At 62.8% G+C, this 13,836-nt stretch carries 16 protein-coding genes; 14 read left to right on the top strand and 2 right to left on the bottom strand.

Annotated elements, in window-relative coordinates; all coding sequences use genetic code 11:
* Positions 1-3 precede the first annotated feature (3 nt).
* From scfA to abc-f, 5 genes are all read left to right on the top strand, one after another.
* Positions 4-150: a six-cysteine ranthipeptide SCIFF gene (gene scfA / locus BN1969_RS17285; protein ID WP_077138769.1), complete on the top strand. Its 147-nt coding sequence runs from the start codon at positions 4-6 to the stop codon at positions 148-150.
* Positions 151-247: 97 nt separating this feature from the next.
* A complete protein-coding gene (gene scfB / locus BN1969_RS14065; RefSeq protein WP_050624885.1) occupies positions 248-1,669 on the top strand; it encodes a thioether cross-link-forming SCIFF peptide maturase in 1,422 nt (473 codons plus the stop codon).
* Positions 1,670-1,957: 288 nt separating this feature from the next.
* Positions 1,958-2,581 carry a hypothetical protein gene (locus tag BN1969_RS14060; RefSeq protein ID WP_050624884.1) on the top strand — a complete coding sequence of 208 codons (624 nt, stop codon included), beginning with the start codon at positions 1,958-1,960 and terminating at the stop codon, positions 2,579-2,581.
* A gap of 42 nt (positions 2,582-2,623) precedes the next feature.
* Positions 2,624-3,505 (top strand): site-specific tyrosine recombinase XerD, encoded by an 882-nt coding sequence (gene xerD / locus BN1969_RS14055; RefSeq protein ID WP_050624883.1) that lies wholly within the window; start codon positions 2,624-2,626, stop codon positions 3,503-3,505.
* 324 nt (positions 3,506-3,829) lie between these two features.
* The gene (abc-f, locus tag BN1969_RS14050; RefSeq protein WP_050624882.1) at positions 3,830-5,350 is read left to right on the top strand and encodes a ribosomal protection-like ABC-F family protein; all 1,521 of its coding nucleotides are present in this window, start codon (positions 3,830-3,832) and stop codon (positions 5,348-5,350) included.
* Positions 5,351-5,727: 377 nt separating this feature from the next.
* Here abc-f and BN1969_RS14040 read toward each other — a convergent pair whose 3' ends face one another.
* Complete coding sequence (locus tag BN1969_RS14040) at positions 5,728-6,615, bottom strand: hypothetical protein (RefSeq protein WP_050624880.1); 888 nt, start codon at positions 6,613-6,615, stop codon at positions 5,728-5,730.
* Positions 6,608-7,111: an RNA polymerase sigma factor gene (locus BN1969_RS14035; protein WP_077138844.1), complete on the bottom strand. Its 504-nt coding sequence runs from the start codon at positions 7,109-7,111 to the stop codon at positions 6,608-6,610. The genes BN1969_RS14040 and BN1969_RS14035 overlap by 8 nt, the downstream gene beginning before the upstream one ends.
* A gap of 263 nt (positions 7,112-7,374) precedes the next feature.
* Here BN1969_RS14035 and ruvC point away from each other — a divergent pair, with 263 nt between their 5' ends.
* The 9 genes from ruvC (at position 7,375) to BN1969_RS13985 (ending at position 13,726) form a co-directional block, all read left to right on the top strand.
* Positions 7,375-7,896 (top strand): crossover junction endodeoxyribonuclease RuvC, encoded by a 522-nt coding sequence (ruvC, locus tag BN1969_RS14030; protein ID WP_050624878.1) that lies wholly within the window; start codon positions 7,375-7,377, stop codon positions 7,894-7,896.
* Between the two features lie 60 nt (positions 7,897-7,956).
* The gene (locus BN1969_RS14025; RefSeq protein ID WP_077138843.1) at positions 7,957-8,409 is read left to right on the top strand and encodes a hypothetical protein; all 453 of its coding nucleotides are present in this window, start codon (positions 7,957-7,959) and stop codon (positions 8,407-8,409) included.
* Between the two features lie 74 nt (positions 8,410-8,483).
* Complete coding sequence (ruvA, locus tag BN1969_RS14020; RefSeq protein WP_050624876.1) at positions 8,484-9,092, top strand: Holliday junction branch migration protein RuvA; 609 nt, start codon at positions 8,484-8,486, stop codon at positions 9,090-9,092.
* Between the two features lie 24 nt (positions 9,093-9,116).
* The gene (locus BN1969_RS14015; protein WP_050624875.1) at positions 9,117-9,476 is read left to right on the top strand and encodes a DUF6054 family protein; all 360 of its coding nucleotides are present in this window, start codon (positions 9,117-9,119) and stop codon (positions 9,474-9,476) included.
* A 176-nt stretch (positions 9,477-9,652) separates the two neighbouring features.
* The gene (locus tag BN1969_RS14010) at positions 9,653-10,024 is read left to right on the top strand and encodes a DUF6054 family protein (RefSeq protein WP_050624874.1); all 372 of its coding nucleotides are present in this window, start codon (positions 9,653-9,655) and stop codon (positions 10,022-10,024) included.
* A 22-nt stretch (positions 10,025-10,046) separates the two neighbouring features.
* Positions 10,047-10,403 carry a DUF6054 family protein gene (locus BN1969_RS14005; RefSeq protein WP_050624873.1) on the top strand — a complete coding sequence of 119 codons (357 nt, stop codon included), beginning with the start codon at positions 10,047-10,049 and terminating at the stop codon, positions 10,401-10,403.
* Positions 10,404-10,610: 207 nt separating this feature from the next.
* Positions 10,611-11,684 carry a Holliday junction branch migration DNA helicase RuvB gene (ruvB, locus tag BN1969_RS14000; RefSeq protein WP_050624872.1) on the top strand — a complete coding sequence of 358 codons (1,074 nt, stop codon included), beginning with the start codon at positions 10,611-10,613 and terminating at the stop codon, positions 11,682-11,684.
* 20 nt (positions 11,685-11,704) lie between these two features.
* The gene (locus BN1969_RS13995; protein WP_050624871.1) at positions 11,705-12,082 is read left to right on the top strand and encodes an SdpI family protein; all 378 of its coding nucleotides are present in this window, start codon (positions 11,705-11,707) and stop codon (positions 12,080-12,082) included.
* A 6-nt stretch (positions 12,083-12,088) separates the two neighbouring features.
* Entirely contained in the window at positions 12,089-13,726 is a 1,638-nt protein-coding gene (locus tag BN1969_RS13985) for a phosphoglucosamine mutase (protein ID WP_082203607.1), read from the top strand.
* Positions 13,727-13,836: the final 110 nt, after the last annotated feature.

Below are 13,836 nucleotides of genomic sequence, written 5' to 3'. Positions count from 1 at the left end.
CCGATGAAGCACATCCAGACTCTGAACGGAGCCACTTTGAAGAACAGCGCAGCCCACGGCGGCTGCGGCGAGTGCCAGACCTCTTGCCAGTCCGCCTGCAAGACTTCCTGCACGGTCGCCAATCAGAAGTGCGAGAACGACAACAAGTAAGGACAACATCCTGACCGGAAAGGGGCGGGCGTCAGCCTGCCCTTTTTTCGCGGCTGAAATCGGCCGCCAATCTTTGCAAATTCGGAGGAATATCATTATGGTACACACATTTTCCGCGCTGGGCCGGAACTTGGCGGTGGATGTGAACAGCGGGGCGGTCCATGTGCTGGACAGGCTGTGCTGTGACCTGCTTTCTCTGGTGGAGGGCCCCATGGGAGATGCCTGTCCCCAGGATCTGAAGGACCGCCTCTCTCAGTACGACGCCAGGGAACTGGACGAGGCCTGGACGGAGCTGCTGGAGCTCCAGCGGGCGGGGCTGCTCTTCTCAGATGACGACTACATCGACCCGGCTGCCGCCATGGCCCTGCCCAAGGCGGCGGTGGTGAAGGCACTGTGTCTGCATGTCTCCCACGACTGCAACCTGCGCTGCCGCTACTGCTTTGCCTCTACTGGCGACTTCGGTACCGGACACCGCATGACCATGGACTTTGATACCGCCAAGCGGGCCATCGACTGGGTGGTGGAGAAGTCGGGCAAGCGGCGGAACATTGAGGTGGACTTTTTCGGCGGGGAACCGCTGATGGCGCTGGACACCGTCAAGCGGACGGTAGAGTACGCCCGCTCCCTGGAGGAAAAGCACGACAAGTGTTTCCGCTTTACGATCACAACCAACGGTGTCCTGCTGGACCAGGACACCATCGACTACATCAACCGGGAGATGTCTAACGTGGTGCTCTCCCTGGACGGCCGGCGGGAGGTCAACGACCACATGCGCCCCACTGTCAACGGGAAGGGGAGCTATGACGTGATCGTCCCCAAGTTCCAGCAGCTGGTCTCTCAGCGGGGGACCAAGGACTACTATGTGCGGGGCACCTTCACCCGGGAGAACCTGGACTTTGCCGACGACGTGGAGCACCTGGCTTCCCTGGGCTTCCGCCATGTTTCGGTGGAACCGGCCAGCGGACCGCTGGACGACCCCTTCGCCATCAAGGAGGGAGACCTGCCCGCAGTGGAGGCGGAATACGAGAAGCTGGCCCGGCAGCTGCAGGGAAGGAAGGACGTGAACTTCTTCCACTTCAATGTGGATCTGGCTCAGGGGCCCTGCGTCATCAAGCGGCTGCGGGGCTGCGGGGCGGGCTGTGAGTATGTGGCCATCACTCCTGATGGGGACATCTATCCCTGTCACCAGTTTGTGGGCAGGGAGGAGTACCGGATGGGCAATGTCCGCTCCGGGGACTTCGATATGGACATCTCCGGGAAGTTTGCGGAGCTGAACATCTACACCCGGGAGGACTGCCGGAACTGTTGGGCCCGCTTCTATTGCAGCGGCGGCTGCTCCGCCTCCAACCTGCTTGTCAACGGCGACATAAAAAAGCCCAATGCGGTAGCCTGCGAAATGGAGCGTAAGCGGCTGGAGTGCGCCATCGCCCTGCGTGCCATTGCGGCCGGGATGGGAGAGACGAAGAATACAGAATGTAATAATACGGACTGTAGTCTGTGCGGCTCCTGCGCAGAATAGCAGGAAACACAACATCTGCGGGGTCTGACGGTACAAAATCACTATATTTAGAAAGAAGGCGGGCCAGCAGACGCTGGCCCGCCTTCTTTGGTCAACAAAGTTTACATAATCATGTTGACATAAAGTATTGACGGAAATGACGAATTTTCACAAATCCTTCAAAACCCCTTGCGGAAACGGGCGCCGAGCGGTATATTAAGGATAAATTCAGATTCGGTAGGGGGATCCAAGGGTTCCCCGCTTCTATTTTTTTATCCCGCCTCATAGGCTGACACTGAGGTGAGCGCCATGGGGAGACAGGGAAAGATCATGCTGGATGTGCCGTCTGGGACGTTGGCCGCGATGGCGGTGCTGGGTATGGCGTTCCTGCTGGGGGGCGGCGCGGGCTGCCTGCTGGGCGGCATGGTGAATGGTGCGGGCGGCAGCGCCCTGTCCGACTATCTCCAGACCTATCTGACGCTGGCCCAGGACGGGACTGAGGGAGCCCCGGGCTTTTGGGCGGTGCTGTGGGAGCAGATGCGTTTTCCCCTGGCGGCCCTGCTGATGGGATTCACGGCGTTGGGGGTGATCGGACTGCCAGTGCTGTTTGCCGTGCGGGGCTTTTTATTTTCTTTTTCCGTGGCCTGCTTCTGCCGCTTGTTCGGCGGGGCGGGGCTGATCCCGGCGCTGTTCTTGTTCGGGCTGCCGGCGCTGCTGTGGGCGCCAGCCCTCTTCGTGCTGGGGGCCCGGGGGATGCTGGGGGCCTACGGCCTTCTGCGGCGGGTGACGGGGGACAGCCGCTATCCCCTCAGCTATGACACCGCCTATGGGGTCCGCTGCGCGCTATGCGGCGGGGCAGTCATGCTGTGTGTGATCTTGGAGCTGAGCATCGTTCCGGTGCTGGTGGGGGCTTCGGCCCGCTTTGTGCTGTGACTTGCGGGAGGGCCCGCAATCTGGAATCAGGGAGTTTTGTGTGTGTCGAATCTGTTGGAGGACTATGAGAGCTATCTGACAACTGAAAAGAAGGCCTCGGCCAACACGGTGAGCTCCTATCTGCGGGACGTGCATCAGTTTGCCCAGGAGATGGAGGAACGGGACGTCCCGCTCGACGAGGTGCTGCCCCGGGACGTGGAGGACTATATCCGGGGCCTGACCCGGCGGGGCAAATCCGCTGCCACGGTGACCCGGTCCGTGGCATCCATCAAGTCCTTCTACAACTGCCTGCTGTCAAGGGGACTGGTGGAGAGCAACCCAGCCCGAAACGTGACTGCGGCGAAGGTGGAGCGCAAGCTGCCCCAGATCCTCACCAGCCGGGAGGTGGAGCTCTTTCTGGAGCAGCCAGACTGCAGTGACCTGAAGGGGTACCGGGACCGGGCCATGCTGGAGCTGCTCTACGCCACGGGTATCCGGGTGTCGGAGCTGATCGAGCTGGACGTGGACGACCTGAACCTCTACGCCGGGGTGCTTCACTGTGCCAGCAAGGGGAAGGAGCGGGTCATCCCCCTTTACCCCGCCGCCATCCGGGCGCTGGAGGAGTATCTGCGCAACGTCCGCCCGCAGCTCATCAACGAGCCGGACGAGACGGCGCTGTTCGTCAACATGAGCGGGGACCGGATGAGCCGCCAGGGCTTCTGGAAGCTGATCAAATACTACCAGGAGAAGGCCGGCATCCAGAAGGACATCACGCCCCACACCCTGCGCCACTCCTTCGCCGCCCACCTGCTGGAGAACGGGGCGGACCTGCGCTCCATCCAGGAGATGATGGGGCACGCGGACATCTCCTCCACTCAGATCTACTCCCGGATGCTGAACCACAAGCTGAAGGACGTCTATCAGAAGGCCCACCCCAGAGCATGAGCCAGGCCGGATGCAGTTCGTCCTGGTTTTTGCTTGACAGGGCGGCTCCGCTGTGCTACACTGCATGGGAATCTAGAAGAAATGGAGGCGGGAAAATGCGCAATGCCGCTTGCTGAACCGCATGATGGAAGAGAGAGGGGCCTGAAAAGCCCCGGTTCTGTCATGCCTGAGCAAGAGGGTGTTGTCTTCCCGCTCCGGCTGTTCGTATGGAGCTGCCCCAGGGGGGCGGCTGTGGATCGTCTGCCAAAGCCGTGAGAAGGTGCGCCTTCTTGCGGCTTTTTTCATATGCCCCGCCGGCGGCGGGGCGGAAAGGGAGGCAGAACAGTGTCTTTGATCCAAATCGAACATTTGTATTTTACCTATGACGGCGGCAGCGAGCCGGTCTTTGAGGACCTGGACCTACAGCTGGACACAGACTGGAAGCTGGGGCTGGTGGGCCGAAATGGCAGGGGGAAGACCACCCTGCTGCGCCTTCTGGAGGGCGGGCTGGAGCACCGGGGGCAGATCCGCACGGGCCTGGCCTGCCGCCGGTTCCCCTGCGCCGTCCGGGAGACGGAGGTCCCGGTGTCCCAGGTGCTGCGGGATATCTCACCGGAGGCGGAGGAGTGGCAGCTGGTCCGGGAGCTGTCCCTGCTGGGGCTGGATGAGGAGGTGCTGGAGCGCACCTTCTCCACCCTGAGCGGAGGGGAGCAGACCCGGGTGCTCCTGTCCGCCCTGTTTCTGGACGAGGGGAGCTGGCCCATGCTGGACGAGCCCACCGACCACCTGGACGAGGAGGGGCGGGAGCTGCTTGCCCAATATCTCAGCCACAGCCGCCGGGGCTTCCTGCTTGTCTCCCACGACCGGGCGTTTCTGGACCGGTGCGTGGACCATGTGCTGGCCCTGAACCGGACGGGGCCGGAGCTGGTGAAGGGAAATTTCTCCGTGTGGTACCAGGAGAAGCAGGACCGGGACCGGCGGGAGCAGGCCCAGAACCAGCAGCTGAAGGGGGAGATCCGTCGACTGGAGCAGGCGGCCCGCCGGACCTCTGCCTGGTCCGACCAGGTGGAAAAGACCAAATACGCCAGCAAAAATTCCGGACTGCGCCCCGACCGGGGCTATGTGGGCCACAAGTCGGCCAAGATGATGAAGAGGGCCAAGAGCCTGGAGAGCCGGCAGGAGTCTGCCATCCGGGAGAAGGCGGCTCTGCTCCACGACGTGGAGCGGGCCGAGCCCCTGAAGCTGGCCCCCCGGGCGTTCCACAGTGCCCGCCTGCTGGAGCTGGACCGCATCTCCATCGACTACGGAGACGGGCCTGTGTGCGGCGAGGTCAGCTTCTCCCTGAGCCAGGGGGAGCGGCTGTGCCTGGAGGGGAGGAATGGGAGCGGCAAGACCAGCCTGCTCCGGCTGATCCTGGGGGAGGAAGTGCCCCACACGGGGACCGTGCGGCGGGCCGCTGGCCTGGAGATCTCCTATGTCTCCCAAAAGGTGGACCATCTGCAGGGAGCCCTTCGGGACTTCCCAGCGGAGGAGGGGATAGACGCCACCCAGTTTATGACCATCCTGCGCAAACTGGACTTCCCCAGGGCGGCCTTTGAGGGAGAAATGGGTGCGTACAGCGCGGGCCAGAAGAAGAAGGTCCTGCTGGCGGCCAGCCTGTGCCGCAGCGCCCACCTGTATGTCTGGGATGAGCCGCTGAATTTTGTGGACCTGTTCTCCCGTATCCAGATGGAGGAGCTGCTGCTGGAGTACCGGCCCACCCTGCTGTTCGTGGAGCACGACGAGGCGTTCCGGGAGCGGGTGGCCACCCGGCGGGTGTCCCTGCCTGAGCGCGGGCTGGAAAAAACAGACAAAGATATGAAATAAGATTTGCAGTTTTTCCATCTCCTGCACGTATAGAGGCAGGAGAAGACTTGGCAGCCACGGGAGAGGGGGGAGTCAGGGCAAAAGGCAGGAATGAGTGTGGAAAGACTGTTGCCTCAGATGCTGATGTCCATAGCCGCCATCCTGGTTGGGATCCTGCTGGTCCTCATGGGGCTGCTGCGCATAGGGAGGTCGATCAAGTTCCACCATCACCATCGGATTTTCCTCCAGCGTTGTCGTGACCATCGACAGAGGCCAGCTGGAGGAATTCTTCCGCCGATCCGGCTGGGCCCGGTGGCCGATATCTGCATAACAGAGGGGCTCCCCGGCAGTGCCGGGGAGCCCTGACGATGTGGGAAAGTGGGCGGTCCAGAGCGCAGTTAGCGGGAGGCCCGGGGGCAGGCGGTGCCGGTGCCTGACTCCGCAGAGGCTGGAGCGGCCGCCTGGACATAGACGGCGTCGTCCCTGGGGTCCAGCACGGCCAGTGCAGACAGGGCCTCATCGTCGGCCCTGGTGAGGGACAGGACCAGACGGTTGTTCTCCTCGTCCAGGGCGCAGGAGGACAGCACCGCCTTCACTGAGGGCTGGGCACAGATCTGCTCCTGGAGCTTGGTGAGGGAGGCGAGGGAGTAGCGGGCCCTGGCAAAGGACACCCCGCCCCCGGCCCAGTCCCGGACCTGACTGCGCAGGGCCTGTGTGTCGCAGCCCTGGACCAGCAGGACCACCACATCTCCCGCGCTGTCCAGATAGCCGCCGCCGTACCAGTCCGGGTAGGTGCCGTTGCCGTATTCCCGTTGGATCTCCCGAGTCAGGCGCTCCAGGAGCAGGGCGCCCTCTCCTGCGTCGGCATCGGAAGAGGTCTCTCCCTCCGCACTGGGCAGCTGCTGGGCAGGGAAGCCGCCGTCCTGGGCGGAGGCGGGAAGCCGGCTGAGGTCGTACGGCTCCCCCTCCTCTGCGGGGAGGGTGTCCGGTCCAAGTCCGCTCTCGCTGATGATGAGGCCGGGGCGGGGGGCTGCCTCCTGGGTACTGGCGTCCTGTCCCTGCCCCGCCGCTTCCTCCACCGTCACATAGCTGTGGAGGGGCGGAAAGAGGAGGGCGTGTCCCAGCGGCAGGGCGGCCGCCAGAAGGAGGCAGGCGGCCAGCACCCAGTACCGGCACCGGTGGACGGGGCGGCGGACAGGCCGGGAGAGCCCCTCCTCCAGCGCGGCCCGGGCCGCCGGGCTGGGGATGAGCTGTTCCTTCATCTGAGAAAAGATGGGGTCATTCATGAAAATAGTCTCCTTTCAGCAGCTCCCGCAGGTGCTCCCGCCCCCGGGACAGGCGCATCCGCACCGCGCCTGGGCGGAGGGAGAGGAGCCGCGCGATCTCCTGGGTGGACAGTTCTTCAAAGTAGAACAGGTAGAGGGGGACCCTCAGCCCGTCTGGCAGAGAGGAGAGGGCGGACCAGAGCCCGGTCTGTTCCGGGGTCTGGAACTGCACCGGCGCATCCGCACGCTCCGAGAGGGGGACCACACGCCTCCGCCAGGGGGAGGCGGTCACCCGGCGGCTGAAATTGAGAGTAGTGCGCAGGAGCCAGGCCCTGCGGTGCTCCTCCTCCCGGAAATGTTTGCCGCACTGGAAATAGGCCAGAAATACCTCCTGAAACACGTCGTCCGCATCCGCCCGGCTGCCGGTCCGAGCCAGTGCGAAGCCGTACACCATTTTTTCGTACCGCTCCAGGATGGAGGTGAATCCCTCCTCCGGGCTCAGCGGTTGCTCTGCCATATCACGACCTCCCTTCGCATAATACTCCATTTTGCAGGGGGAAATGTCACGGTGGAAGCAGACTTTTTTCTCCAGAGCCCCCATCCCATTTTCCGTTGTACCATACACCCGCCGGGAAAGCAAGGGAGTGCCTCTTCCCATGCCTCCCGACAGCCGCCCAGTGTGCCGCGGTATCGAAAGAGAGAGGGAAAGTGAAAACAGTCTTTCCATTTGGAGAAAAACATGATACACTTACTTCGTATGTATGGAAGCGGGAGGGGCCCATGATCGTTTTAGGCATCGACCCGGGCGTGGCCACCATCGGATTCGGGGTGGTGCGTGCGGAGCGTCAGAAAAACACGCTGGTCCAATACGGCGTCATCACCACCCCGCCGGGCATCCCCCTGTCCAGCCGCCTGCTCCAGATCTCTGACGACATGGAAGAGCTCATTCGCACCTTCCACCCGGACGAGATGGCGGTGGAGGAGCTGTTCTTCACCAAAAACATCACCACCGGCATCGCGGTGGCCCACGGCCGGGGGGTCATCCTCCTCTCGGCGGAGCGGCTGGGGGTCCCCGTCTTTGAGTACACCCCCATGCAGGTGAAGCAGGCTGTGGCGGGCTACGGCGGGGCGGACAAGCGGCAGGTCATGCTGATGACCCAGCGCCTGCTGAACATGAAGCAGGTTCCCCGGCCCGACGACGCCGCCGATGCCCTGGCCCTGGCCATCTGCCACGGCCGTGCCGCCACCAGCCTCCTGAACACCGAACGGGTCTTTGACCCCATGAAATACGACACACGATGAAAGAACAGCGGATCAGGAGATAGGACCAGGGGGACTTGACTCCCGGAAAGGATGGGACCCATGCCTGTCATCGTAAAGCAGCACGCCCCAGACCTGCCCTACAGCCTCCACGACGCCTATATTCTGGAGGTGCGGCTGGAGGGGGATACCCTGCGGCTGGTCACCCAGTACGGCTATGTGGAGACAACAGAGCCCTTCGACCAGGTGCAGGGGGATGTGGAGATCGCTGGGGTAGACTGGGACAGCTCCCACGCCTATGTAATGGAGTACCGCGGCGTCCTCTGCGGAAACCGAGGGCCCTTTACCGGCCGGAAAATGGCGGTGGAGGATTTTTTGAAGACATACCCTCAGGGGACGCTGGACATTATGGACGAGACCTACGGGTACCGCCAGGTGAAGCTGGACGGCTTTCTCAACCTGACCGGCCGCTGCCTGGAGTTTCGGCTGGAGCTCTATTATAGCGGAGAATTCCGATACCTGCTCAAGGAGCCGGCGCCTGGAGCGGCTGTCTGAACTGTGTCCGGCGGAGCTGGATACCGCATCCATATCTCATAACTCCTATCTGATCTAATGTGAGGTCCTATCTTATGTTTTATTATCTCAGTGGAACCGTGACCCATATCGAGCCCTATCTGGCTGTCATCGACTGCGGCGGAGTGGGCTATGCCTGCCGCACCACCAGCTATACCCTGTCCGCCCTGAAGAAGGGGGATAAGGGAAAACTCTTTACACATCTCAACGTGCGGGAGGATGCCATGGAGCTCTACGGCTTCGCCACCCAGGAGGAGCTGAACCTGTTCCAGCAGCTCATTTCTGTCTCCGGCGTGGGCCCCAAGGCCGCCCTGTCCATCCTGTCGGCCAGCACCCCGGCCAACCTTGCTCTGTCTATCATTACCGGGGATGAGAAGGCCCTCACCTGCGCCCAGGGCATCGGCAAGAAGATCGCCCAGCGGGTCATCTTGGAGCTGAAAGATAAGCTGGCCAAGGGCCAGACCATCAACGGGGCGGGGGAGACCTATGGAGGCACCGGGGTCACCGTCATCCCGGAGAACAAGCTGTCTGAGGCCTCCGCCGCCTTGGCGGTGCTGGGTTACTCCCAGGGGGAGATCAACCTGGCGCTCAAGGGGATCGACTTGGACGCCCTTACCCTGGAAGAGGTCATTAAGCAGGCGCTGAAGAAGATGATGAAGGGGTAAAGTTCCGACTGGAGGTGCAGGGAAATGGCCAAGTTTGAATGTGTGTTTCCAAGCGGCTATTCCTTTAACGATATCCTGCAGTATTTCCATACCCATCTCACCAAAAACCACGGGGAATGCACGGGGAGCAGCGACTATTCCTCTGAACGTGCCCGGGTTGCCGTCCGGGTGTATGAGCGATACAGTCTGATGGGGGACAACTATCTAAGCCTGACGCTCACCCTGGTCAATGACGGCGGGGATACCTTCGCATCCGCTATCTCCGCCGCCGGGCGTGGGGGCGGTCTGGGGATCTCCATTCACTGGGGTGAGGACAAATTTTTGGAGATTTTTTCCGACGGCGCAAACATGTTCCAGGGGATGAGGGTCCTGGAGAAAGGCTGAAGGGTGCCGGGACGCGGCGGCCAAATATGAAAAACACTTCTGCGGCGATTTTAGACAGGTTTTGACCCTGATCGACCGGGCAGTGATGGACGGCGGCTCCTCTGCCGCGCTGGAGACCGCAGTGGCATGAGCTGCGGCGAGGCCCGCCCCGTGGGCGGCCGGGACAGGAGGGGACGATGAAGAAGCTGGAGCGGAACATACCGGGGGTCTACGACTTTGATGAGGTGCTGGACTATCTGCACCGGGGGATCATGGACATGCGGACCAATGTGGTGTGGAACCTGATCCAAATGCAGGATACGGTGACCCTGGCGGGCCAGTGGGACGGCCGGCGGGATGGCGTCCGCTGCGCCTTCCGGGTGTATGAGAAATATATTTATACTCATTCAAGAGGTTACCGCCTTACCCTGACCATGATGCTGGCGGGCCGGAACGGCAGGCTGTTTTTGTCCGTTGTCCCAGGCGCGTCCCACCAGTATGCTGATATAGCCGGAGTGGATGAGACGATGGACTGGATCAGGACACTGGCGGACCAGCTCACCGGCTGAGTCCGCCGAAGGAGGGGACACGATGGCAACGCTGGAGCGTGAGTTTTCCGCCCGCTGGGGCGTGGACGAGGTCTTCCGTTATTTCCGGGACGGGATCCTGGCGGGGAGCCAGTCTGTTACCGACGGGGGAGGGAGTGTCTATGAGACAGAGGGGGCGCGCTTTATTGTCCGGGTGTTTGAGCGGTTCAGCCTGACAGACCGGGATCTGGTCTCGCTGAGCCTGCTGCTGGCCGACCTGGGGGACGGCAGGATCCGGCTCACAGGGATCACCGCCGGCTGCGGCAGGCTGGAGAAGCTATGGACCTATGGCGAGGAGGCCTTTTTGAAGAAGCTGACGAAGCTGGCAGACGGGTTCGATGCCGCCCACCCACAACAGTAGGGGAGAGGGCGCCCTCTGCTGGCGGCCGCTGGCACCTTGCTAGAGGTCATCAGCGCCGAGCCGCCTAAGATCTTTTTCGACGGCTTCGGCATGGAGCTCCCGGAGGGGACCTATCGGGAATATCCCAAATGCGACCTGCTGTACGACCTGCCCTGACCGGTGGGGCGCGTGCGGCCGGGATCGGACCAATGAACAGGAAGTGGACCTATGGCCATTGATTTTTCCAACACAGAATTTGAAGCGGAGGGGCTGGAGGAGCCCCTGGTGACCACCTCCCTCACCCGGGAGGACGAGGGAGAGTACTCCCTGCGGCCCAAGACCCTGCGGGAGTACATCGGCCAGGAGAAGGCCAAGGGCAACCTGGAGGTGTTCATTCAGGCGGCCAAGATGCGCCATGAGCCCCTGGACCATGTGCTGCTCCACGGCCCCCCTGGACTGGGCAAGACTACCCTCAGCGGCATCATCGCCAATGAGATGGGGGTGAACGTGCGCATCACCTCCGGCCCAGCCATCGAGAAGGCGGGGGACCTGGCCGCCCTGCTTACCAACCTGAACGAGAACGACATCCTCTTTGTAGACGAGATCCACCGCCTGAACCGGGCGGTGGAGGAGGTGCTCTACCCTGCCATGGAGGACTACGCCATCGACATCATCATCGGCAAGGGGCCCTCAGCTAACTCCATCCGCCTGGACCTGCCCAGGTTCACCCTCATCGGGGCCACTACCCGGGCCGGACAGCTGTCCGCCCCCCTGCGGGACCGATTCGGTGTGACGCTGCGGCTGGAGCTTTACAGTCCGGAGGAGCTGGCCCTGATCGTCACCCGTTCCGCCGGCATCCTGGAGGTGCCCATCGAGCCGGAGGGAGCCATGGAGATCGCACGCCGCTCCCGGGGGACGCCCCGCATCGCCAACCGGATGCTCCGCCGGGTGCGGGACTTCGCCCAGGTGCGGGCTGGGGGCGTCATCACCCGGAACGTGGCAGACCAGGCCCTTACCGCCCTGGAGATCGATCCCCTGGGGCTGGACTCCATCGACCACCGGATGCTTCGGAGCATCATCGAAAATTACCGGGGCGGCCCGGTGGGGCTGGAGACCCTGGCGGCCACCATCAACGAGGAGGCGGTCACCCTGGAGGACGTGTATGAGCCCTACCTGATGCAGCTGGGCTTCCTCACCAGGACCCCCCGGGGCCGCTGCGTCACTCCCAAGGCCTATCAGCACCTGGGGCTGCCGATGCCCGGGGGCGCGGGCGGCGGCGGACTGGACCAGCTGAGCTTCTAAATCGGAAAGGGGAGAGGACCATGGGCTTTTGGCTTTTCTGCACCGCCTCGTCCCTGCTGATCCCGCTGGTGATGCTGTTTTTTGGCCGGCGTTTTTTGACAAAGCCGCCCAAGAGCATCAACTCCCTCTACGGTTACCGCACCGCACGATCCATGAAAAATCAGCAGACCTGGGACTTTGCCCACCGGGTGTGCGGGAAGCTCTGGTCTCGGGCGGGGGCTGTCATGCTTCCTCTGAGCCTGCTGGCTATGCTGCCTGCCCTGGGGCGGGGCACAGAGGAGACCGGGATGTGGTGTATTCCGGTGACAGGGGTGCAGCTGGCAGTGCTTGTGGGCAGCATGTTCCCTGTGGAGCGGGCATTGAAGGAAAACTTTGATCAATTCGGAAGAAAGAGGTAATCATATATGGGTAAACTATTCGGAACTGACGGCATCCGGGGCGTGGTCAACGCCGGTCTGGACGCGGACCTGGCCTATAAGGTGGGCCTGGCGGCGGCGGAGGTGCTGGCCAAGGGCAAGCAGCCGGGGGAGAAGCCCCTGGTCACCATCGGCAAGGATACCCGCATCTCCGGCGACCTGCTGAAGGGCTCCCTCATCGCGGGGCTGTGCACCGCGGGGGCCGACGTGCTGGACCTGGGCACCCTGCCCACCCCCGGCGTGGCCTGGGTGACGGTGGACGAGGGGGCGGATGCGGGCATCGTCATCTCCGCCAGTCACAACCCCTTCGAGCACAATGGCATCAAGATCTTCAACGGCCAGGGCTTCAAGCTGTCCGACGAGCTGGAGGAGAAGATCGAGGAGATCGTCCTCTTCGGCCACAACGACGTGCCCCGAAAGACCCACGGGGAGATCGGCAAAGTGAGTTATGTGGCCCCCAAGGCGTCAGAGGACTACATCGACCACCTGGANGACCTGGGCACCCTGCCCACCCCCGGCGTGGCCTGGGTGACGGTGGACGAGGGGGCGGATGCGGGCATCGTCATCTCCGCCAGTCACAACCCCTTCGAGCACAATGGCATCAAGATCTTCAACGGCCAGGGCTTCAAGCTGTCCGACGAGCTGGAGGAGAAGATCGAGGAGATCGTCCTCTTCGGCCACACCGACGTGCCCCGAAAGACCCACGGGGAGATCGGCAAAGTGAGTTATGTGGCCCCCAAGGCGTCAGAGGACTACATCGACCACCTGGAGTCCACCATCGACTCCCCCCTGGGCGGCCTGCGCATCCTGGTGGACTGTGCCAATGGTGCCGCCTCCGCCACCGCCGCCCGCCTGTTCGACCGCTTCTCCAAGCTGCGCACCGACGTCATCAACGCCGACCCGGACGGGGTCAACATCAACGAAAAGTGCGGTTCCACCCACATGGACGCCTTGGCCGCCATGGTAAGGGCTGGGGGCTATGACATCGGTATCGCCTTTGACGGCGACGCAGACCGCTGCCTGGCAGTGGATGAGCGGGGGGAGCTGATCGACGGCGACCAGATCATGGCGGCATGCGGTCTGGACATGAAGCGGAAGGGGAAGCTGCCAGGAAACGCGGTGGTGGCCACCGTCATGTCCAATCTGGGGCTGCATCTGTTCGCCAAAGAGCACGGGATGGACCTGGAGTGCACCTCCGTGGGCGACCGCAACGTGCTGGAGCGTATGCTGGAGAAGGGCTATGCCATTGGAGGAGAGCAGTCGGGACACATGATCTTCCTAGAGCACGCCACCACCGGAGACGGGCAGCTCACCGCCCTCCAGGTGCTCGCTCTGCTGAAGGAGAGCGGGAAACGGGCCTCTGAGGTGTTCGGGATCTGCCAGCGGTATCCCCAGGTGCTCATCAACATCCCGGTCGCCGACAACGACAGGAAAAAGGCCGTTATGGCCAGCCAGGCCCTGGCCGATGCCGTGGCTGCGGAGGAGGAGAAGCTGGCCGGCGAGGGCCGGGTGCTGGTGCGCCCCTCGGGCACTGAGGCCCTGATGCGGGTCATGGTGGAGGCCAGAGATCAGGATACGGCCCAGGCGGCGGCGCAGCGGCTGGCGGACCAGATCGCCGCCCTGTGACAGAAAACTGGAAGGTGTGGAAGTTCGTGACAAGGGGCAGTTTTCCTGCTCTGTGAGACTTTCACAAATCGATTCAAAATTTTTCTTGACAAATCCGTCGGTTTTGTTTA

This window comes from Clostridium phoceensis, assembly GCF_001244495.1.
Taxonomy (GTDB): domain Bacteria; phylum Bacillota; class Clostridia; order Oscillospirales; family Oscillospiraceae; genus Lawsonibacter; species Lawsonibacter asaccharolyticus.
Note: the sequence above shows the minus strand (reverse complement) of the source record. Positions and strands in the feature narration are given on the sequence as shown.